Origin of the sequence: Kitasatospora sp. NPDC048298, from assembly GCF_043201465.1 — a bacterium.
Classification (GTDB): domain Bacteria; phylum Actinomycetota; class Actinomycetes; order Streptomycetales; family Streptomycetaceae; genus Kitasatospora.
Genome location: NZ_JBICYZ010000006.1, coordinates 167,540 through 189,770, shown reverse-complemented (window position 1 = coordinate 189,770; position 22,231 = coordinate 167,540). Strand labels below are relative to the sequence as shown.

At 75.5% G+C, this 22,231-nt stretch carries 12 protein-coding genes; all 12 read left to right on the top strand.

Annotated features, from left to right (window positions below):
* Positions 1-250 precede the first annotated feature (250 nt).
* Positions 251-1,243, top strand: a complete 993-nt coding sequence (gene sbnA, locus ACGF0D_RS07775; RefSeq protein ID WP_392914314.1) for a 2,3-diaminopropionate biosynthesis protein SbnA — start codon at positions 251-253, stop codon at positions 1,241-1,243.
* Positions 1,244-1,245: 2 nt separating this feature from the next.
* Entirely contained in the window at positions 1,246-7,713 is a 6,468-nt protein-coding gene (locus ACGF0D_RS07770; protein ID WP_392914356.1) for an amino acid adenylation domain-containing protein, read from the top strand.
* Positions 7,710-14,945 carry an amino acid adenylation domain-containing protein gene (locus ACGF0D_RS07765; protein ID WP_392914313.1) on the top strand — a complete coding sequence of 2,412 codons (7,236 nt, stop codon included), beginning with the start codon at positions 7,710-7,712 and terminating at the stop codon, positions 14,943-14,945. The genes ACGF0D_RS07770 and ACGF0D_RS07765 overlap by 4 nt, the downstream gene beginning before the upstream one ends.
* Complete coding sequence (locus ACGF0D_RS07760; RefSeq protein WP_392868104.1) at positions 14,942-15,145, top strand: MbtH family protein; 204 nt, start codon at positions 14,942-14,944, stop codon at positions 15,143-15,145. The genes ACGF0D_RS07765 and ACGF0D_RS07760 overlap by 4 nt, the downstream gene beginning before the upstream one ends.
* Positions 15,146-15,148: 3 nt before the next feature.
* Entirely contained in the window at positions 15,149-16,132 is a 984-nt protein-coding gene (locus ACGF0D_RS07755) for an ATP-binding cassette domain-containing protein (protein ID WP_392914312.1), read from the top strand.
* On the top strand, positions 16,129-16,932 hold the full coding sequence (locus tag ACGF0D_RS07750) for an ABC transporter permease (RefSeq protein ID WP_392914311.1): 804 nt from the start codon (positions 16,129-16,131) through the stop codon (positions 16,930-16,932). Before ACGF0D_RS07755 ends, ACGF0D_RS07750 begins: the two co-directional genes overlap by 4 nt.
* Before the next feature lie 97 nt (positions 16,933-17,029).
* Positions 17,030-17,281, top strand: coding sequence for an acyl carrier protein (locus ACGF0D_RS07745; protein WP_392868112.1), 252 nt, complete (start codon positions 17,030-17,032; stop codon positions 17,279-17,281).
* Positions 17,275-18,540 carry a beta-ketoacyl-[acyl-carrier-protein] synthase family protein gene (locus tag ACGF0D_RS07740; protein ID WP_392868115.1) on the top strand — a complete coding sequence of 422 codons (1,266 nt, stop codon included), beginning with the start codon at positions 17,275-17,277 and terminating at the stop codon, positions 18,538-18,540. Before ACGF0D_RS07745 ends, ACGF0D_RS07740 begins: the two co-directional genes overlap by 7 nt.
* Positions 18,540-19,658, top strand: a complete 1,119-nt coding sequence (locus ACGF0D_RS07735; RefSeq protein ID WP_392914310.1) for a beta-ketoacyl synthase N-terminal-like domain-containing protein — start codon at positions 18,540-18,542, stop codon at positions 19,656-19,658. Before ACGF0D_RS07740 ends, ACGF0D_RS07735 begins: the two co-directional genes overlap by 1 nt.
* Positions 19,655-20,383, top strand: coding sequence for a 3-oxoacyl-ACP reductase FabG (gene fabG / locus ACGF0D_RS07730; protein ID WP_392914309.1), 729 nt, complete (start codon positions 19,655-19,657; stop codon positions 20,381-20,383). Before ACGF0D_RS07735 ends, fabG begins: the two co-directional genes overlap by 4 nt.
* Positions 20,384-20,415: 32 nt before the next feature.
* On the top strand, positions 20,416-21,480 hold the full coding sequence (gene sbnB / locus ACGF0D_RS07725) for a 2,3-diaminopropionate biosynthesis protein SbnB (protein ID WP_392914308.1): 1,065 nt from the start codon (positions 20,416-20,418) through the stop codon (positions 21,478-21,480).
* The gene (locus ACGF0D_RS07720) at positions 21,477-22,205 is read left to right on the top strand and encodes a DUF4097 family beta strand repeat-containing protein (RefSeq protein WP_392914307.1); all 729 of its coding nucleotides are present in this window, start codon (positions 21,477-21,479) and stop codon (positions 22,203-22,205) included. The genes sbnB and ACGF0D_RS07720 overlap by 4 nt, the downstream gene beginning before the upstream one ends.
* The last annotated feature ends 26 nt before the right edge of the window (positions 22,206-22,231 follow it).

Genomic DNA, 22,231 nt, shown 5'->3' with positions numbered 1-22,231 from the left:
GATGACCGAACGCCCGAAGCGGAGGCGGTTCCCGTCACCCGTGCCGGTGTGAGCCTCCGAGGAACACGCCACGCACCCGGTGGGGGCGCCGCCTCCGGGCGCGCGGACGGTGGACGTCCGGGCCGCTCGGCAGGCCCCGGCGACGTCACGTCAGCATCGTGTCAGCGCCCGGTCAGAGCCCGGTCAGAGCCCGGATGGAAGCTCGAGGCTGTCGACGTCACGACGTACCGCCGACGGCCGGGAGCTTGCCATGCCTGTCATATCTGCGCCGCACGAATTCGACGTCAGCGATCTGTTCGTCGATCTGCATCCGATCTTCGCCCGACAGCTCTACCTCAAGGTGGAGGGGTTCAACTTCGCCGGATCGATCAAGCTGAAGGCCGCCCGCGAGATCGTGGCCCAGGCCGAGGCGGCAGGGGTCCTCGGCCCCGGCTCGACCCTGGTCGAGTCCTCCTCGGGGAACATGGGCGTCGCCCTCAGCATGCTCGCCGCCGACCGCGGCTACCGCTTCGTGTGCGTGACGGACTCCCGCTGCAACGCGGCCACCCGCCGCACCATGAAGGCGTTCGGCGCCGACGTCCACGTCATCACCGAGGCGCACCCCACCGAGGGCTACCTCGGCGCCCGGATCCGCTACGTCCGGGAGATGTGCGCCGCCGACGAGAAGGTGGTGTGGCTCAACCAGTACGAGGCGCCGGGCAACTGGATGGCCCACTACCGCACCACCGCGCCCGCCATCGCCGACCGCTTCCCCGCACTCGACGTCCTGGTGATCGGCGCCGGCACCACCGGCACCCTGATGGGCTGTGCCCGCTACTTCCACGAGCACCGGCCCGGCGTGCGGGTGGTCGCCGTCGACTCGGTCGGCTCCGTCACCTTCGGCGGGGCCCCGGGCCCGCGGCACATCCCCGGTCTCGGCACCAGCATCCGGCCGGCGCTCCTGGACGAGTCCTTCGTCGACTCCGTCGTCCACGTCGACGAGGAGGAGACGGTGCGGATCTGCCGCCGGCTGGCCGCGCACGGCTACCACTTCGGCGGATCGACCGGGACCGCGGTCGGCGGCGCACTCGCCTGGCTGCGGGAGAACGGCGCCGACCGCCGCACCACGGCCGTCACCATCGCCCCCGACCTGGGCGAGCGCTACCTCGACACCCTCTACGACGACAACTGGGTCCGCGGCACCTTCGGCGACGCGGCGCTGGCCGGCGGCGAGGACCGGAACGAAGGGCGGGCAGCGCGTTGACCGTGTCCCCTGGCGGCAACCTGCCGCTCACCGCCGCGCAGTCCGAGATCTGGTACGACGAGCAGTTCACGACCGGGCCGCTCGGCTACGCCATGGGCGACTACGTCGACCTGCGCGGCCCCCTCGACCCGGCACTGCTGGAACGCGCCCTGCGACGGCTGTCGGTGGAGGCCGAGGGCCTGCGGGTGCGCTTCACCGAGCACGACGGGGTGGTCGGCCAGTCCGTCGCGCCGCCGGCGGACGGCTCCCTCACGCTGGTCGACCTCGGCGCCGAACCGGACCCGGTGGCCGCCTCCGAGGCGTGGATGCTCCGCGACCTCGACCTGCCGATGAAGGCCGCCGAACCGCCGCTGCTGCGCACCGCGCTGCTCCGCCTCGGCCCCGAGCACCACCGGCTCTACCTGTGCATGCACCACATCCTGTCCGACGGGTACAGCCGCAACCTGGTCCACCCGCGCCTCGCGGCGATCTACGGCCACCTCGCGGCCGGCGGCGACGAGGCGGGTCTCGCCCCGTCGGCGCCGCCGCCGTTCCGGCTGCTGCTGGACGCGGAGACCGCCTACCGGGAGTCGCCGCGCCTCGCCAAGGACCGCGCCTACTGGACCACCCGGCTCACCACCGGCTCGCCCGAGCCGTCCTCGCTCTCCACCCGCGAACCCGCCCCCGGCCTCGTCGCCCTGCGCCGCACCGAGGTGCTGGACGCCGCCGACGCGGACCGGCTGCGCGCCGCCGCCACCGGGGCCGGGGCCACCCCGGCCGTCCTGGTGGCCGCGGCGATGGCCGCCTACGTGCAGCGGATGACCGGCCTGGAGGAGCCGCTGCTCACCCTGCCGGTCACCGCCCGGGTCGGTGCGGCCGCCCGCGGCGTCCCCGGGATGGTCGCCAACTACCTTCCGCTGGCCGTACCGGTGCGCCACGGCGCGACCCGCGACGAACTGCTGCGCGCCGCCTGGGTCGAGATCGCCAACGCGCTGCGGCACCAGCGCTACCGGGGCGAGCGGATCCGCCGCGACCTCGGCCTGCGCACGGACGACCGGCGCCCCTTCGGGCCGTTCGTCAACGTCCTGGACCAGGAGCCGGTGCTGGAGTTCGGCCCGTGCCGCGGCCAGGTGGTGAACCTGTCCACCGGCATCGTCAACGACCTGATCCTGACCGTCCTCAACACCGGCGACGGCTCCCTGGAACTGCACCTGGACGGCAACAGCGAGCTGTACGACGGCGACGAACTGGCCGCGCACGCCGCCCGGTTCGGGGCCTTCCTGCGCGCCTTCGCGAGCTGCCCGCCGGACACGGTCGTCGACCGCCTGGACGTGGTGCTTCCCGGGGAGCCGGGCGGGCTGCTCACCGGCCCCGCCGCCGGGGCCACCCGGGAGGACACGATCGCGCTGGTGCGGGCCGCCGCCGCCCGTACGCCCGACGCCGTCGCCGTGGTCGACGGCGCCCGCCGGCTGACCCACGCCGAACTGCAGCGCCGCGTCGAGGGCGTGGCCGCCCGGCTGCGCGCCGCGGGCTGCGGCCCGGACACCGTGGTCGCCCTGCTGACCCGGCCCGGCGCGGGCTACCTCGCCGCGATCCTCGCCTGTCAGACGGTGGGGGCGGCCTGGCTGCCGCTGGAGGTCGCCGCGCCCGCCGCCCGCACCGCCTCGCTGCTGGGCGACGCCGGGGTCACGGTGCTGCTCACCGGCGACGGCTTCGACGAGCAGGGCCGGGAGGCCGCCGAACTGGCCGGAGCCGTCCCGGTCCTGCCGCTGGAACCGGCCTCGGACGGCCGGGCGGCGCATGGCCGGGCCGTGCCCCCGGTCGGATCGGGCCAGGACCTCGCCTACGTGATGTTCACCTCGGGCTCCACCGGCCGCCCCAAGGGCGCGATGGTGCACCGGGACGGCATGCTGAACCACCTGCGGGCCAAGGTGGACGACCTGGCGCTGCGCCCCGGCGAGGGGGTCGTCGCCAACGCCCCGCTCACCTTCGACGTGCACGTCTGGCAGCTGCTGTCGCCGCTGCTGGTCGGCGGCTGCACCGTGGTCGCCGACCCGGAGACGGCCGCCGACCCCGACGCCCTGTTCGCCCTGGCCGTCGACGAGGACGTCGCCGTGCTGGAGGTGGTGCCCTCCCTGCTGCGCGCCGCGCTCGACCTGTGGGACGCCCGCGGGGAGGCCCCCCGGCTTCCGGGCCTGCGCCGGCTGATGGTCACCGGGGAGGCCCTGCCGGCCGACCTGTGCTCCCGCTGGTACGCCCGCTTCCCGGGGATCGGCATGGTCAACGCCTACGGGCCGACGGAGTGCTCCGACGACGTGACGCACGCCTTCGTCACCCCGCAGGACGCGGCCGCCGGGCGGGTGCCGATCGGGCGCCCGGTGCGCGGCACCCGGCTGTACGTGCTCGGGGACGGGCTGCGCCCGATGCCCGTCGGCGTGCCCGGGGAGCTCTGGGTGGGCGGTGTCGGGGTGGGCCGCGGCTACGTGGGCGACCCGGTCCGCACGGCCTCCGTCTTCCCGGCCGACCCGTTCGCCGGCGGCGGCACCCGGATGTACCGCACCGGCGACCGCGTGGTGCTGCGTCCGGACGGACAGCTGGAGTTCGTCGAACGGCGCGACTTCCAGGTGAAGGTCCGCGGCCGGCGCGTCGAGCTGGGCGAGATCGAGGCGGCCGTGCGCGCGGTACCGGGTGTCCTGGACGCCGTCGTGGTCGCGCACGGCTCCGGACTGGCCGGCTACGTGGCCGCCCCGAGTGGCGTCGACGCGGCCCTGCTGCGGGACCGGGTCGGCGCGGTCCTGCCGGCCTGGATGGTGCCGGGCTGGTGGGTCGTCCTGGACGCGCTTCCGCTGACCGCGAACGGCAAGGTCGACCGCAAGGCGCTGCCCGCGCCAGGCGGAAACGTTTCGGCACCGAGCGGCCCGGCCGTGGGCGACGCCATGAACGCCACCCCCGCCGACCCGGCGCACGGGCCGCGCAACGGTGCCGAGCAGACCCTGGGCGCGGTGTTCGCCCAGGTCCTCGGCCTGCCCGGGGTCGGCGCGGACGACGACTTCTTCGCCCTCGGCGGCGACAGCATCCGCGCCATCGAGGTGGTCGGCGCGGCCCGCCGCGCGGGCCTGGTGCTCAGCACCCGCGACGTCTTCACCGGGCGCACCGCCCGCGTCCTCGCCCGGATCGCCCGACCGGCCACCGGCGCCGGGCATGACGGCGGGCAGGTGGAGCCGGCGGGCGTCCTCGACCTCACCCCCATCGCCGCCCGCCTCCAGGAGGACACCGGCTCGACGACCGGCCCCGCCGCCGCCTTCAGCCAGCACATCGCCGTCCGGGTGCCCGCCGGGCTGGGCGCCGACCGGCTGACCGCCGCGCTGCGGTCCCTGATCGACCACCACGACGCCCTCAGGACGCGGCTCACCGAGCCGGCCCCCGGCCTGTGGCAGACGGAGGTGCTCCCGCGCGGCGCGGTCCCCGCCGACGACGGCCTGGTCCTCACCCTGCCGGACGAGCGGCCGCCCGCGGACCGGTCGGCGCTGCTCCGGCTGATCGACCGGCAGGCCGCGGCCGCCCGCAGCCGGCTCGACCCCGCGACGGCCCGGATGGTCCGCGCCGTCCTGATCCCCGGCCCCGCGGCGGCGCCGGACGAGCAGGTCCTGCTCCTGGTCGGGCACCACCTGGCCGTCGACGGAGTGTCCTGGCGCATCCTGCTGACCGACCTGTCGGCCGCCTGCGCCGCCCTCGCCGAGGGCCGCCGGCCCGAGCCCCAGGCGGTCGGCACGTCCTTCCGGGCCTGGAGCAGGCTGCTGACCGACCGGGCCCGCACCGAGCTGCGCGGCGCCGAACTGGCCGTGTGGCAGCGCGTCCTGACCGGCCCCGACCCACTGCTCGGCCCCCGCCGGCTGGACCCGGCGCGGGACGTCAGGGCCACCGCCGGCACCCTGCGCACCGAGCTCCCGCCCGAGGTCACCGGGCTGCTGCTGAGCACCGTCCCCGCGGCCCTGCGGGCCGAGGTCAACGACGTCCTGCTGACCGCCCTGGCGGTCGCCGTCGCCGACTGGCGGCTGCGGCGCCGCGGCGACGGCACGAGCGCCACGCTGATCGAACTGGAGGGCCACGGCCGCGAGGAGATCGCGGACGGCCTGGACCTGTCCCGCACCGTCGGCTGGTTCACCAGCATCCACCCGGTCCGGCTCGACCCGGGCCCCCGGCCCCACCAGGCACTCGGCCGGGCGGTCAAGCTGGTCAAGGAGCAGCTGCGGGAGGTGCCCGAGCACGGGATCGGCCACGGCCTGCTGCGCCACCTCAACCCGCAGGCCGCGCGGCTGCTCTCCCGGTACCCCCGGCCGCAGATCGGCTTCAACTACATGGGCCGCTTCGACGCCCGGGAGGACGTGCTCTGGTCGCCGGTCACCGGGGACGGCATCGTCGGCACCGGCACCCAGCCGGCCATGCCGCTGGAGCACGTCCTCGCGCTCACCCCGGCCACCGAGGACCGCGCCGACGGCCCGCACCTGGTCGCCAACTGGACCTTCGCCGACGGCATCCTCGACCGGGAGTCCGTCGGGGAACTGGCCGACGCCTGGTTCCGGGCGCTGCGCGCCCTGGCCGAGTACGCCGCGTCGCCGGACGCCGGCGGCGCCACCCCGGCCGACTTCCCGCTGGTCGCCCTCGACCAGGAGGAGATCGAACGGTACGAGGCCGAGCTGGCCGGGGCGAGCCCCGCGCTCACCCCGGGGCAGGCGCTCTCGGACGTGCTGCCGCTCACCCCGCTGCAGCGCGGGCTGCTGTTCCACCACGAGGCCGAGCAGGACGGGGTGGACGTCTACACCCTGCAGATCGCCGCCGACCTGGAGGGCGAGCTCGATCCCGCGGCACTGCGGGCCGCGGGCCGGACGCTGCTGCGGCGCCACCCGGCGCTGCGGGCCGCCTTCCTCCACCGCGCCTCCGGGGACCCCGTCCAGCTGATCCCCTCGGACGCCGAACTCACCTGGGAAGACGTCGACCTGACGCACCTTCCGGAGTCGGAGCGGGCGGCCGAGACGGAGCGCCTGACCGACGAGGAGCGCACCCGCCGGTTCGACCTGGCGGCCCCGCCGCTGCTGCGCTTCACCCTGCTCAGGACCGGGCCGCAGCGGTACCGGTTCCTGTGGACCAGCCACCACCTGCTGGTCGACGGCTGGTCGATGCCGATCCTGGTCGAGGAACTGCTCGCCCTGCTCGCCGAGTACAGCGAGGGCGGCGAGTACGGCGGCGGCGGCGCGGGCGGCGAGGGCGCCACCGTCACCGAGAAGGCCGAGCTGCCGGGGCCCGCCCCGCACCGCCGGTACCACGCCTGGCTCGCCGCCCGCGACCGCGAGGCGGCGCGCGAGGCCTGGCGGCGCTCGCTCGCCGAGCTCCCCGGCCCGACCCTGGTCGCCCCGGCCGCGGACGCGGCGGCGCTCTCCCTCCCGGAGTCGCTGCACCTCGATCTCGACCCGGAGCTCACCGCCCGGCTCCTCGCCACCTCCCGCACCGCCGGCCTGACCGTCAACACCGTGGTGCAGGGCTGCTGGGCCCTGCTGCTCGGCGAACTGACCGGCTCCCAGGACGTGGTGTTCGGCGCGATCACGGCCGGCCGGCCCGCGGAGGTCCCCGGGATCGAGTCGATGGTGGGCATGTTCCTCACCACCGTCCCCGTACGGGTCCGGCTGCACCCCGACGCCACGCTCGGCGGCCTGCTGCGCACCCTGCAGGACGAGCGCGCCGAGCTCCTGCCGCACGAGCACCTCGGGCTGGCCGAGATCCACCGGGCCGCCGGGCTCGTCGGCGAGGCCTTCGACACCGTGCTGCTGTTCGAGAACTTCCCGATCGGCTCCGGTGCGGCCTCGGGCGGCGCCGGAACGGACCGGGTGCGGGTGCTGCGCGCCGAGGCCCGCGACGCCCGGCACCACCCGCTGAGCATGGCGGTGCTGCCGGACGGCGACCGGCTGCGGCTGCGGCTGGACTACCTGCCCACCGCCTTCCGGCCCGAGCGGGTGGCCGCGGTCGCCGAGCGGTTCACCGCGCTGCTGCACCTCGCCGCCACCGCCCCCGGCACCACGCTGGCCCGCACGGGCTCGCCGCTGCGGCCGCGGGCCGGTGCGGCGGCCGCCCCGGCGCCGGCCGCCGCACCGGGCGGCCCCGCCGCCGCGCCGCGCGCGCCCCGGACCGCCCGCGAGGAGGCCCTGTGCGCCGTCTTCGCGCAGGTGCTGGGCGTCGAACGGGTGGGCGCGAACGACGACTTCTTCACCCTCGGCGGCGACAGCATCCGGGCGATCCAGGTGGTCAGCCGGGCGCACCTCGAAGGCCTGGTGTTCGCCGTGCGGGACGTGTTCGCCGGCCGGACGGTCGCGGCCCTGGCCGAGGTCGCCGAGGCGCACCGGCCCGCGCCGCCCGCCGCGCCGGAGGAGCCCCTGCTGGCCCTCGACGACGACGAACTGGCCCTGATGGAGAACGACTTGAACGAGGACATGCTGTGACGGGCAAGCCGAGGATCGTCGAAGCACTGCCGCTCTCCCCGCTCCAGCAGGGGCTGCACTACCTCGCCGCCGAGGGAAGCGGACCCGACCCGTACGTCCTCCAGCTGTCGGTGCGGGTCGAGGGCGAGCTGCCCGTCGACCGCCTCCGGGAGGCGGCGGCGGCGCTGCTGGGCCGCCACCCGCACCTGCGGAGCTGCTTCCGGCCCCGCCGCAACGGCGAGATCGTCCAGGTGGTCCTGGACGAGGGCTCGGTCCACGTCCCCTGGCGGGAGGTGGACCTGGCGGGCCTCCCGTACCGCAGGCGCCGTGCCGAGTCCGACCGGATCGCCGACCAGGACCGGCTGGAGCGCTTCGACCCGGCCCGGCCGCCGCTGATGCGGTTCACCGCGATCCGGCTCGGCCGGCGCCGCTACCGGCTGCTGTGGTCGGTGCACCACCTGCTGCTGGACGGCTGGTCGATGCCGCTCGCCGCGCGGGAGCTGCTCGCCCTGGCGGGCCTCGCCGGGGCCGAGCCGCTGCCCGAGCCCGCCCCGTACCGGACGTACCTGCGCTGGCTGGCGGGGCAGGACCGGGAGGCCGCCCGCGCCGCCTGGGCCGAGACCCTGGCCGGCCTCGACGGCCCGCTGCGCCTCGCGCCGCACTCCGTCGGACAGGACGCCGGGGCGCTGCCCGCGGTCCGCTCGGCCGCCCTCTCCCCCGCGCTGACCCGGGCGCTCTCCTCCTGGTGCGCGGCCGAGGGCGTCACCCTCAACTCGGCCGTGCAGGCCTGCTGGGCGGTGGCGATCGGCTACCTGTCCGGCCGCCAGGACGTGGTCTTCGGCACCGTCACCTCCGGCCGTCCGGCCGAGCTGCCGGGCGTCGAGACGATGATCGGGCTGTTCGCCAACACGGTGCCGGTGCGCGCCGAGCTGCGTCCCGACCGGACCGTCGCCGAGCTGGTCCGCGCCCTGGCCCGGCAGCAGGTGCACCTGCTGCCGCACACCCACCTGCCGCTCGCCGAGGTCCAGGCCGCGGCCGGCCTGCGCGGCGAACTGTTCGACACCGCGGTCGCCTTCCAGAGCTACCCCATGGCACGGACGGCGCCCTCCGACGACCGCGCCCTGGTGCTCGACGACATCAGGGTGCGCACCGCCACCCACTTCGCGGTGGGCCTGACCGTGACCCCGGGCGACGGGCTCGACTTCTCCCTCGCCCACGCGCCCGGCGCGTTCGACGGCGACGGCGCCCGCACGGCCGCCCGCGCGCTCGACCTGTTCGTCGACGCCCTGGAGCGGACGGCCGCGGCCCCCGACACCCCGCTGGCCCGGATCGTCGGCGGCGGCGAGGCCCCCGAGGGGCCGGGCGCCGGCCTCGACCTGCGCGACGACCGCACCCGCGGCGCCACCCTGCACGAGCTGTTCCGGGGGCACGCGGAGCGGAACCCCGGGGCACCCGCCCTGATCGTCCCGGACGAGGACCGGCCGGACGACCCGGCCGCGGCGCGCACCCTGGACTACGGGCAGCTCGACACCGCCTCGGACCGGCTGGCCGAGCGGCTGGCGGCGTCCGGCGCGCGCCCCGGCACCTTCGTGGCCCTGGCCCTGCCGCGCGGCGCCGACATGATCGTCGCACTGCTCGCGGTGCTCAAGGCCGGGGCCGCGTACCTGCCGGTCGACCTGGCCTATCCGCCCGAGCGGATCGACTACATGCTCACCGACGCGGCCCCCACGCTGGTGGTCACCACCTCGGCGACCCGGCTGCCGGACGGCTGCGCCGCGCCGCGCGTCGACCTCGACCTGCCGGACTCCCGGCCGGCGCCGGACCCGGGGGCCCCGGTGCGCCCGGCCGCCGCCGCACCGGGCAGCCCCGCCTACGTCGTCTACACCTCCGGGTCGACCGGCCGCCCCAAGGGCGTCGTGGTCCCGCACGAGGGTGCCGTCAACCTGGCCGCCCACCACGCCGCCCGGCTGGGCGCGGGGCCGGGGGCCAGGGCCCTGCAGTTCGCGTCGTTCAGCTTCGACGCCACGGTGTGGGAGCTGTGCGCCTCGCTCTACACCGGCGGCGCCCTGGTGCTGGCCACGGCGGAGAGCCGGATGTCCGGGGAGGCGCTGGCCCGCCTGTTCCTCGCGCACCGGATCAACCACGCGGTGCTGCCGCCGACCGTCCTGGCAGGCCTGCCCGGGGACGCCGAACTGCCCTCCGACCTACGCCTGTTCACCGCCGGTGAGGCGCTGCCCGCGGCCCTGGCCGAACACTGGTCGGCCCGGGTCGAGCTGCGCAACGCCTACGGGCCGAGCGAGACCTCGGTCTGCGCGAGCGTCAGCGAACCGCTGCACGGCGCGGGCAGGCCGCCGATCGGCACACCGGTCTCGGCCTTCCGGCTGTTCGTCCTCGACTCGGCCCTGCGGCCGGTGCCGGCCGGTGTGGCCGGCGAGTTGTACGTGGCCGGCCCCGGGCTGGCCGGCGGCTACCACGACCGTCCCGGCCTGACCGCCGCCCGGTTCCCCGCCTGCCCGTTCGGGCCGCCCGGCGCCCGGATGTACCGCACCGGCGACGTGGTGCGCCGGCTGGAGGACGGCGCGCTGGACTACGTCGGCCGCGCCGACCAGCAGGTCAAGCTGCGCGGCTTCCGCATCGAGCCGGGCGAGATCGAGGCCGTGCTCGGGGGCCACCCGTCCGTCGCCCAGGTCGCGGTGACGGTCCGGGAGGACCGGCCCGGGGACCGCCGCCTGGTCGGCTACGCGGTGCCCTCCGGCCGCGCCGGGCTGGACGTGGAGGAGCTGCGGGCGCACGCCGCCGCGGCCCTCCCGGCCCACATGGTGCCCGCCGCCCTGGTCGTGCTCGCGGCGCTGCCGGTCACCCCGAACGGCAAGGTGGACGTCCGGGCACTGCCCGCCCCCGAACACACCGCCGCCGGCCGGCTGCCCGAGACCGCCGAGGAGCGGGAGCTGTGCGCGATCCTCGGCGAGGTGCTCGCCCTCGACCCGGTCGGCGCGGACGACGACTTCTTCGCCCTCGGCGGGCACTCGCTGCTGGCCGCGCGGGTGGCCAACCTGGTGCGGGCCAGGCTCGGCAGCCCGCTGTCGGTGCGGGAGGTGTTCGAGGCCCCCAGCGCCGCCGCCCTGGCCGCCCTGCTGGCCGCCCGCCCGGAGCGCTCCGACGCGGACGGCGCGGAGCCCCGCGCGCTCCCCGAACTCGTCGCCGGGGAGCGGCCGGCGTCCGTCCCGCTCTCCCACGCGCAGGAGCGGCTGTGGTTCCTGCAGCGGCTCGGGGTGCCCGACGGGCTGTACGCCGTCCCCTTCGCGGTGCGGATGCGCGGGGCGCTGGACGCCGACGCGCTGCGGGCGGCGCTGCGCGACCTGGTCACCCGCCACGAGTCGCTGCGGACCGTCTTCCCCGCCGTCGGCGGCGACGGCACCGGCGCCGAGCAGCGCGTGCTCGCCCCGGAGGCCGTCGACCTGCCGCTGCCCCTGGTGGACTGCACCGAGGAGGAGCTGCCGCGGGCGCTCGCCGCCGAGGCCGCCCGCGGCTTCGACCTCGCCGTCCGCCCCCCGCTGCGGGCCACGCTGTTCGCGCTGGCACCCGACGACCACGTGTTCGCGCTGGTGCTGCACCACATCGCGGCCGACGGCTGGTCCCTGGGTCCGCTGGCGAACGACCTGGCCGAGGCCTACCGGTCCCGGCTCGCCGGACGGGCCCCCGCATTCGCCCAACTTCCCGTACAGTACGCCGACTTCACGCTGTGGCAGCGGCAGCTGCTCGGCTCGGAGCAGGACCCGCACAGCGAGCTGTCCCGGCAACTCGCCCACTGGAGCCGGGCACTGGACGGACTGCCGGTCGAGATCGGGCTGCCCTTCGACCGCCCCCGGCAGGCCCTCGCCACCCACCGGGGCGGCGCGGTGCACCTGCCCCTGCCCGCCGAACTCGTCCGCGCGCTGAGGGCGTTCGCCCGCGACTCCGGCACCAGCCTGTTCATGGTGGCGCAGGCCGGGCTCGCGGCCCTGCTCACCCGCTACGGCGCCGGCACCGACATCCCCCTCGGCAGCCCGGTCGCGGGGCGCGGCGACGCCCGACTGCACGGCCTGGTCGGCATGTTCGTCAACACCCTGGTGCTGCGCACCGACACCTCGGGCGATCCTTCGTTCTCCGAACTCCTTTCCAGGGTCCGGGAGTTCGACCTGGCCGCCTACGAGAACCAGGACCTGCCGTTCGAGCGCCTGGTGGAGGCGCTCAATCCGGAGCGGTCGCTGTCCCGCAATCCGCTGTTCCAGGTCATCCTGGACTGCCGGGACGCCGATCCCGTCCCCGACACCGGCCCGGACCTCACGATGGAGCCGGTACCGACCGCGGGCAGCACCGCCAAGTGGGACCTGTTCGTCCAGCTGACCGCGGGCCCCGAGACCGACCGGATGGACCTGGCGGTCGAGTACGCGAGCGACCTGTTCGAGGAGCGCACCGTGCGGCGCCTCGCCGCCGCGCTGCTGCGGCTGCTGGCCTCGGCCACCGACGCGCCCACCCGCCCGCTCTCCCACCTGGAGGTCCTCACCCCCGAGGCGCGCGGCGACCTGCGCGCGCTGGGAGAGGGGCCGGTGGACACGCCCCGCACCACGGTCACCGCCCTGTTCGACGCCCACCTGGCCACCGCGCCCGAGGCGACCGCGCTGCTGTTCGCCACCGGCGCCGGGACCGGCCTCGACGGCGCCATGACGTACCGCCGACTCGACGCCGCCGCCAACCGGACCGCCCGCCATCTGGCGTCCCGCGGCGTCGGCCGGGGCGACATCGTGGCGCTGTGCCTGGAACGCGGGCCGGACGCGGTCGTCGCCATGCTGGCGGCGGCAAGGCTCGGTGCCGCCTACCTGCCGCTCGACCCGGCCTACCCGGCCGCCCGGCTGCGCCACATGGTCACCGACAGCGGCGCCCGGGTGCTGCTCACCCAGCGGTCCCTGGCCGCCGAGGCGGCGAGCGCCGACCCGGAGGGCGGCTGCGCGGCCGTCTGCCTGGACGACCCGCGCACCCGCCGGGAGATCGACGCCCTCCCCGAGACCGCCTCGGCGGGCGGGCCCGACCCGGACGACCTGCTCTACGTCATCTACACCTCCGGCTCGACCGGCACCCCCAAGGGCGTCGGCGTCTCCCACCGGGCCACCGCCCGGCTGGTGCACGGCATGCCCGCGCTGGGCTTCGCCCGCGCGGACACCTTCCTGTGGAACGCCTCGCCGGCCTTCGACGCCTCGGTGTTCGAGGTGTGGACGGCCCTGGCGCACGGCGCCCGGCTGGCGGTGAACCCGCCGGGGCCGACCGACCCCGGACGGCTCGGCGCGCTGCTGCGGGAGAGCGCCGTCACCGTCTCCCTGCTCACCCCCCGGCTGGTCAACGTCATCGCCGACCTCGACCCGGCCTGCCTCGCCCCGCTGCGGCTGCTGCTCACCGGCGGCGAGGCCGTCTCGGCGGAGCACGTGCGCAAGCTGCGCCAGGCCCTGCCCGGCACCGAGGTGGTGGACGCCTACGGGCCGACCGAGGCCGCCGTCATCGCCACCGTCCACCAGGTGCGCGAGCTGGCGCCCGAGGCCTCCTCCGTCCCCATCGGCCTGCCGATCGGCGACACCTCGGTGTACGTCCTGGACGAGGCCCTGCGCCCCGTCCCGTACGGCGCCGTCGGCGAGCTGTACGTGGCCGGCCCCGGACTGGCCCGCGGCTACCTCGGCCGCCCCGGGCTGACCGCCGGGCACTTCGTCGCGAACCCCTTCGGCCCGCCCGGCACCCGGATGTACCGCACGGGCGACCTGGTCCGCTGGGACGTGGACGGCCGCCTGGACTTCACGGGCCGCAGCGACCACCAGGTGAAGGTCCGCGGCTACCGCATCGAGACCGGTGAGGTCGAACGGGCCCTGGCCGCGCACCCGTCGGTCGCCCGGGCCGCCGTCACCGTCCGGGACGACGGCTCCGGGGACCGCCTGCTGGTCGCCTACCTGGTGCCCGCGTCGAACGGCCCCGACCCCGAACCGGCGGACCTCCGGCGGGACCTGGGCCGGACCCTGCCCGCCCACGCCGTCCCCGGCGCGTTCGTGCTGCTCCCGGAGCTGCCGCTGACGCCCAACGGAAAGCTGGACACCGCGGCGCTGCCCGCCCCGGCGCCGGTGGACACGGCCCCCGCCCTGCCCCGCACACCGGCCGAGCGGGTGATCTGCGAGGCGGCGGCCGAGGTGCTGGGGCGGGCGGCGGTCGGCCCCGACGACGGGTTCTTCGCGCTCGGCGGCGACAGCCTCAAGGCCATCCGCCTGGTGAACGCCGCCGGACGGGCCGGGCTGCGGCTGGACCTGGCCGCCGTCTTCCAGTACCGCACCCTGGCGGAACTGGCCGTGGCGGGCCGCCCCGACGAGTCCGGCCGGCCGGCCGCCGCCGCCGACCCGGTCGACCTGCTCGCCCCGCTGCTGCCGATCCGCTCCGGCGGATCCCGGGCACCGCTGTTCTGCGTGCACGGCGGCCTGGGCTTCGGCCTGCCCTTCGCCGAACTCGCCCGTCACCTCGACCCGGAGCAGCCGGTCCACGCCCTCCAGGCGCCCGGCCTCGCCCGCGAGCAGACCCCGCCGGGCGACCTCGCCGCCGTCGCCGAGGACTACGTCGCCCTGATCCGGACCGTCCGGCCCAGCGGCCCCTACCACCTGCTCGGCTGGTCCTACGGAGGCATCGTGGCGCAGGCGATGGCCGTGCGGCTGCGCGCCGAGGGCGAGGAGGTCGCCTTCCTCGCCAACCTCGACGCCTACCCGGACTCCGCCCCCGAGTCGCAGCCCACGGACGAGGAGTTCCTCACGGACTTCCTCACCGAGGCGGGCCTCGGCGCCGACGTGCTGCCCCGGCCCACCGTCGAGGCCGTCGCGGCCCTGCTCGCCCGGACCGGCGGCCCGCTCGCGGCCTTCGACGAAGCCGCCCTGGCCCGGCTGCTCACGGTCATGCGCGCCAACGTCGACCTGTTCCGCGGCCACACCCCGGAGACCTTCGACGGCGGGATGACCCTGCTGGTCGCCACCGGGTCCCTGGACGGGCAGGACGTACGGATCCGCGCCAAGACCTGGGAGCGGTACGTGACCGGTGGGGTCGACGTCCACCCGGTGCCCTGCGCCCACGCCGACATGCTGGGCCCGGGCCCGGCCGCCGCGATCGGCCGGTTGGTCGAACACCGGCTGGCCGCCCTGCACTCCCCCGCCGCCACCCACCGCACGACCTCCGACGACCTGGGAGACAACTCATGAGCAACCCCTTCGACAACCCCGAGGGCCGCTTCCTCGTGCTGGTCAACGAGGAGGACCAGCACTCGCTGTGGCCGTCCTTCGCGGACCTGCCGGACGGTTGGACCGTCGCGCTCGCCGAGACCGACCGCGCCGGCGCCGTCGAGCACATTGAGCGGCACTGGACCGACATGCGACCGCTGAGCCTGCGGAACCGGGGCTAGCCGGTGTCCACCGACAAGGCGATCCTCGCCGAGGGGCTGAGCAAGCGCTACGCCACCCACACCGCCCTGCACGGCATCGACCTGGCCGTACCGACCGGGACGGTGCTGGGCGTGCTCGGCCCGAACGGCGCCGGCAAGACCACCACCGTCCGGATCCTCGCCACCCTCCTGCAACCGGACGGCGGCCGTGCCGTGGTGGCCGGACACGACGTCGCCCGCGACCCCCGCGCGGTGCGCCGCCGCATCGGCCTGGCCGGGCAGTACGCCGCCGTGGACGCGCTGCTGACCGGCCGGGAGAACCTGGTGCTGCTGGGCCGGCTCCTGCGGCTCGGGCGGCGCGGCGCGGCGGCGCGCGCCCAGGAACTGCTCGACCGCTTCGGGCTGCTGGACGCCGCGGAGCGGACGGTCGGCACCTACTCCGGCGGGATGCGCCGCCGGCTCGACCTGGCCGCCTGCGTCGTCGGAGAGCCCGAGGTGCTGTTCCTCGACGAGCCGACCACCGGCCTCGACCCGGTCAGCCGGAACGTGCTGTGGAACGAGGTGCGCGGCCTGGTCGCCGGCGGCGTCACCGTCCTGCTGACCACCCAGTACCTGGAGGAGGCGGACGAGCTGGCCGACCGCGTCGTGGTCATCGACACCGGCCGGGTCGTCGCCGAGGGCAGCCCCGACGAGCTGAAGCGCAAGGTCGGCACGGACAGCCTGGAGGTGACCGTGGCCCAGCCCGGACAGCTGCGGGCGGCGGCCGCCGCCCTCGCCGCGCTCGGCGGCCGCGCCCCCACCGTCCACGAGGACGGCTGCCGGGTCACCGTCCCGCTCGAACACGGGCTGGACGACGTCGCGTTGGCCGCCTCCGAACTGCGCGGCCGCGGCATCACCGCCGCGGACTTCCAGGTCCGCAGGCCCTCGCTCGACGACGTGTTCTTCGCCCTCACCGGGGCCGCCGCCCCGACCGGCGCCCCCTCCTCGGAAGGAACCGATCAGCCATGACGGCGCTGGCCGCCTATCTGGCCGACACCGCAGTCCTGACCGGCCGCCACCTGCGCCATCTGCGCCGGTCGCCGGGCAGGCTGCTGCTGGTCACCATGACCCCCGCCGTCATGCTGATCGCCATCGGCTACCTGTTCCGCGACTCGATCGCCATCCCCGGCGTGGCCTCCTACGAGGACTACATCATGGCCGGGATCGCCGCCCAGGTCGCCCTGGCCGGGGTGGGGCCGACCGCCCTGGGCGTGGCCGTCGACCTGCGCGACGGACTGGTCGACCGCTACCGCTCGCTGCCGATATCGGCCAGCAGCGTGCTCGTCGGCCGCGCCCTGTCGGACATGCTCACCGCGGCGGCCGGGCTGGCGGCCGTCTCCGGTCTCGGCCTCCTGCTCGGCTGGCGCCCGCACGGAGGGCCGGGGCGGATCGCGGCCGGCTTCGCGGTGCTGCTCGCGTTCTCCTTCGTCATGCTGTGGGTCGGCATCCTGCTCGGCACCACCATGCGGAACGTGGAGGCGATCGACGGCACCGGGGCGCTGATCCTGGTCGTGCTCTCCTTCCTGTCCAACGCCTACGTCTCGGTGAGCGGGCTGCCGGGCTGGCTCCGCCCGGCGGCCGAGTGGAACCCGGTCAGTTCCGTCATCACCGTCTGCCGCCACCTGTGGGGCAACGAGCCGACCGGGCCGGCAGCCGCCGGGTTCCCGGCGACCCACCCCGGGGTCGTCGTCGCCTGCTCGCTCGGAGTCGTGCTGCTGGCCGTCGTACCCGCCGCGCTGCGCGGATTCCGGCGCGCCGTCGGGCGGTGATCCAACGTCAGCGGGATGTCAGTTGCCAATCATCGGAGCCTCCTAGGTTGGCGTCCGGAACCACCGGGGCCTGAAGCGTCGAGCTCAAAGGAGAACCATGTCCACCGTCACCCCTGAGCACTACACCCGGATCAAGGAGATCGTCGCGAAGCAGATCGGCGTCGAGTTCTCCGCCCTCGGCGACTCGACGCACCTGGTCGACGAGTTGGGCGTGGACTCGCTGAAGCTCATCGACGTCCTCAGCGCGATCGAGATGGAGTTCACCATCGTCATCGACATGGAGGAACTGCCCGAGATGGTCAACGTCGAGGCGATCCACCGGGTCACCGCGCGCGCGGCGGGATGGTAGGGAGTCCCTTGTCCACTGCTTCCCGGCCGGCGGCCCGCAGCCGCCGCACCGTCGTTGTCACCGGCATCGGCGTCATCAGCAGCATAGGCACGGGTGCCGACGAGTACGCCGTGGCACTGCGGGAGGGCCGTTCCGGAGCCCGCCCGCTCACCCGGATCGACACCACCGGATTCCTGCGGAAGAACGCCGCCGAGGTCGAGGACTTCGAGCCGGCCCGCTGGATCCGCAACATCCCGCTCGACTACACCGGTCGCGCCGGGCACTTCGCCGTCGCCGCGGCCCGTCAGGCCGTCGAGAACGCCGGGCTGACGGACGAGGAGCTCGCGGCCCGGCACGTGCTGATCAGCATCGGCACGACCGACGGCGAGTCCCACGACCTCGGCACCCTGGTCGAGCAGGAGCTGGGGGACGGCGGCCCCGACGCGTTGGACCCGGTGCTGGCCCGGCGCCTGGGCTCGGGCCGGCTGTCCACCGCGGTCGCCCGCGAACTGCGGCTGCGCGACGCGGAGGCGGTCACCCTCACCACGGCCTGCGCGGCCGGCAACTACTCCATCGGCTACGGCCTGGACGTCATCCGCTCCGGTGAGGCCGACATCGCGCTGTGCGGCGGCGCCGACGCCGTGTGCCGCAAGACCTTCGCCACCTTCCAGCGGCTCGGCGCCATCACCCCCGACGTGGTGCGGCCGTTCGACGTGCACCGCAAGGGCATCCTCACCGGCGAGGGCGGCGGCGTCCTGGTGCTGGAGTCCCTGGAGTCCGCCCTCGCCCGCGGTGCCCGCATCTACGCCGAGGTCCTGGGCTACGGGCTCTCCTGCGACGCGCAGCACCCCACCGCGCCCAGCCGGGACGGCGTCGCCCGGGCCATGGAACTCGCCCTGGCCGACGCGGGAGTCAAGAAGGACCAGGTGGACTACATCTCGGCGCACGCCACCGGCACCCGCGCCAACGACGCCGCCGAGGCCGGCGCCATCGTCGACGTCTACGGCGAACACCCGCCCCGCACCATCGGGTTGAAGTCGATGCTGGGCCACTCGATGGGCGCGGCCAGCGCCCTGGCCGCCGCCGCCTGCGCGCTGTCGATCCACAACGGGTTCATCCCGCCGACGATCAACCACCAGGAGACCGACCCGCAGTGCCCGGTGGACTGCGTCCCCAACCACGCGGTCACGGCTGACGTGCGGATCGTCCAGAACAACTCCAGCGCCTTCGGCGGCAACAACGCCGTCCTGATCCTCGGTTCCCTCAAGGAGCGTGTCTGATGTCCGCGCCCGCGGAAGCAGTCCCCGTGCCGGCCGACGGTCTCGTCATCACCGGCTGGTCGGCGGTCTCGGCGCACGGCCTCTCCCGGCGGGACTTCGCCGACGGGGTGCGCTCGGGCCTGGCCGCGGCCCGCACCGAGCCCGACGGCCCGCGACTGCCCCGCCCCGACGCCTGCCTGGTACCCGACCTCGACCGTCCCGGTCTGCTCGGCCAGGACTACAGCTACACCCTCGACCGGCTGGCCGTCATGGCCCTGCTCGCCACGGACCAGCTGCTGGCCGACCCGGAGGGCGGGCCCGTACCGCGCACCGACGAACGCACCGGCCTGGTCATGGGGACCACCATGGGCGGCAAGGAGACCATGGCCGCGGTCATCCGGGGCTCGCTGACCAACGCGCGGCCCTTCTACGTCGACGTCGGCCTGATCCCGGGCTGCGTGATGAACCACTCCGCCGGGGCCGCCGCGATCCGGCACGACCTGCGCGGCCCCAACGCCACGGTCGGCGGCGGCCGGGTGAGCGGCCTGCTCGCCCTCAACTACGCGCGCCGCCTGCTCGACCAGGGCCGCGCCGACAACTGCCTGGTCGGTTCCGCGGAGGAGTTCGCCCCCACCCAGGCCTGGCTGGAGCAGGCCGCCGGCACCCCCGGGGAGCCCGCCCCGCTGCTCGGCGAGGGCTGTGGGCTGCTGCTGCTGGAACCGGCCTCCGCCGGCCAACTGCCGCCGCTTGCCGTGGTGTTGGACGTCTCCACCGGCATCGACGTGGACGACGACCCGCAGGCGGCCGTCGCCTCCTGCGCGCGCCGCGCCCTCGACCGGGCGGGCGTCACGCCGGAGGAGGTGTGGGCCGCCGTCCCCACGGCCGCGCCGACCCCGGAGGGCGCGGCCGAGCACGCCGCGCTGGCCGGGCTGGTGCCGCCGGAGGCACTGGACCGGATCCCGTCGATGGCACTGCTCGGCGACACCGGCGCCGCGTCCGCGACGCTGCAGATCGCGGCGGTGCTCGTGATCGCCGGGGCCGACCCGACGGCCGCCGGCCGCGTGGCGCTGGTCTCGGCGGTGGACCGGGACGGCACCGTCGCCGTCGCCGTACTGCGACTCCTCGAGGTGACGTCATGACCGCGCTGGTGACCGGAGGTTCGCGGGGCATCGGACGGGCGGTCGTGCTGCGGCTCGCCCGGGACGGCCACGACGTGGCCTTCTGCTACCGGTCCGACGAGGCCGCCGCCGAGTCGCTGCTGAAGGAGACGGCGGAGCTGGGCACCCGGGTCGTCGCGGCCCGCTGCGACACCTCGGACGGTACCGCCGTACGGGCCTGGGTGCGCGAGGCGGAGCGCGAACTGGGGCCGGTGGACACCGTGGTGGCGTCGGCCGGCATCACCCGGGACCGTCCGCTGGTGCTGATGGGCGACGAGGACTGGCGGCAGGTGCTGAACGTCAACCTGGACGGGGTCTACCACCTGTGCCGGGCGGCGGTGCCCGGCATGGCCAAGCGCGGCCGCGGGTGCGTGGTCAACCTCTCCTCGGTCTCCGGGATCTCCGGCAACGCGGGGCAGGCCAACTACGCCGCCTCCAAGGCCGGGATCATCGCCTTCACCAAGAGCCTGGCGAAGGAACTCGGTCCGCGCGGCGTGCGGGCCAACGCCGTCGCGCCGGGTCTGATCGACACCGACATGGTGGGCGGTGCCTCCGAGGCCGCGATCGGGCGGATCCTGCAGAACGTGCCGCTGCGTCGGCTGGGCCGTCCCGAGGAGGTCGCCGAACTGGTCGGCTTCCTCGCCTCCGACCGTGCGGCCTACGTGACCGGATCGGTGTTCGAGGTGCACGGCGGCCTCACCCTCTGACCCACCCACCCCTAGCCCGTGGAGAAGTGACCATGTCCCGGATTCCCAGTTTCGCCGTGATCTCCGGCGCCCAAGTGCACCACGCCACGGCCGGCCAGGAGCAGGCCGTCATCACGGCGGTCGAGAAGGCGTACCGGCTGCACGGCGCCGGTGAGACCGTCAACCCCGACTCCTACTTCCTGCGCTTCCCCGACCGGCCCTCGTCCCGGATCATCGCCCTGCCCGCCTCGGTGGGCGGGGAGGTGGGCGTGCACGGCATGAAGTGGATCTCCAGTTTCCCGGAGAACGTGGCCGCCGGCATCCCGCGCGCCTCCGCGGTGCTGGTGCTGAACGACGCCGAGACCGGTTACCCGTTCGCCCTGCTGGAGAGTTCGATCATCAGCGCGGCCAGGACCGCCGCGTCGGCCGCCCTGGCCGCCCGCGCCCTCGGCGAGGCACGCGGCACCAAGCCGCGCCGCCTCGGCTTCGTCGGGGCCGGGCTCATCGCCCGCTATGTGCACACCTACCTCGCGGCGGCCGGGTTCGGCTTCGACGAGATCGGCGTGCACGACCTGTCCGCCGAGCACGCCGCGGGCCTCTCCGACCACCTGCGCGGGGCGCAGCCCTCGGACGTCACCGTGCACGACACGGCCGAGGACCTGATCCGGTCCAGCGACCTGGTGGTCTTCGCCACCGTCGCGGGCGAGCCGCACGTCCACGACCCGGCCTGGTTCGACCACGCTCCGCTGGTGCTGCACCTGTCGCTGCGCGACCTGTCGACCGAGGTGATCCTCTCGGCCTGGAACGCGGTGGACGACGTCGAGCACTGCCTCAAGGCCGGCACCTCCCCGCACCTGACCGAACAGGCCGTCGGCAACCGCGAGTTCATCGCGGGAACACTCGACGACGTGCTCGCCGGGCGGATCGCGCCGCCCGCGGACCGGCCCGTGGTGTTCTCCCCGTTCGGCCTCGGCGTGCTCGACCTGGTGGTCGCCAAGCACGTCTACGACGCGGTCGACGCCGCCGGAGAACTCCGGACCGTCCCCGACTTCTTCCACGACACCGACCGCTACGGCCGGACACTCGCGGATCCGGCGCCCACGGAAGGCCGACAGTGACCGTGCCGCGGCGCGTCCGGCGCACCGCCGTCGCCTCCGCCGTCGCGGTCATCGCCGTCGTCGGGCCGGCCGGCTGCGACGCCGGCGACGTGACCGGCGTCGGCGACGGACCCGCCCACGTGGCGGAGTTCGAGTTCACCGAGCAGGTCACCGAACTGGTGGTGACCACCAACCACGGGAACATCGCCACCCGTCCCGCCGGCGGCAGCACCACCAAGGTCACCGAGACGGTGCGCTACCGGTCGACGAAGCCGACCACCACCCGCACCCAGAACGGCGGCACCCTCACCCTGTCGGCCGGCGGCTGCGGCTCCGTCCTGGGCGCGAACGCGACCTGCTCGGTGGACTACACCGTCGAGGTGCCCAAGGGGGCCAAGGTCAACCTCCGCGGCTCGGCCGGCGACGTCACCCTGACGGGAACGACCGGCGGCGGCGAACTCCACAGCGAGGCGGGCGACATCAAGGCCGACGGCGTGTCGGGCGCGCTGACGGCGAGCACCGACGGCGGCGACATCAAGCTGACCTTCGCCGCGGCGCCGGGCAACGTGAAGGCCACCAGCTCCGCGGGCGACGTCACCCTCCGCGTCCCGAACGGCCACTACGCCGTGGAAGCCTCGACGGACGTCGGCGACCGCACCGTACGGGTCACCAACGACCCGTCCGCGGCCACCCGACTGAACCTGCACTCCGACGTCGGCAACGTCTCCGTCCTCGCCACCCCCTGACACCCGGCGGCCCCGCCCGCCCAGCC

Coding starts and splice junctions, on each gene's coding strand:
- sbnA (WP_392914314.1), top strand. CDS start 251: ATGCCTGTCATATCTGCGCCGCACGAATTCGACGTCAGCGATCTGTTC.
- ACGF0D_RS07760 (WP_392868104.1), top strand. CDS start 14,942: ATGAGCAACCCCTTCGACAACCCCGAGGGCCGCTTCCTCGTGCTGGTC.
- ACGF0D_RS07750 (WP_392914311.1), top strand. CDS start 16,129: ATGACGGCGCTGGCCGCCTATCTGGCCGACACCGCAGTCCTGACCGGC.
- ACGF0D_RS07745 (WP_392868112.1), top strand. CDS start 17,030: ATGTCCACCGTCACCCCTGAGCACTACACCCGGATCAAGGAGATCGTC.
- ACGF0D_RS07740 (WP_392868115.1), top strand. CDS start 17,275: ATGGTAGGGAGTCCCTTGTCCACTGCTTCCCGGCCGGCGGCCCGCAGC.
- ACGF0D_RS07735 (WP_392914310.1), top strand. CDS start 18,540: ATGTCCGCGCCCGCGGAAGCAGTCCCCGTGCCGGCCGACGGTCTCGTC.
- fabG (WP_392914309.1), top strand. CDS start 19,655: ATGACCGCGCTGGTGACCGGAGGTTCGCGGGGCATCGGACGGGCGGTC.
- sbnB (WP_392914308.1), top strand. CDS start 20,416: ATGTCCCGGATTCCCAGTTTCGCCGTGATCTCCGGCGCCCAAGTGCAC.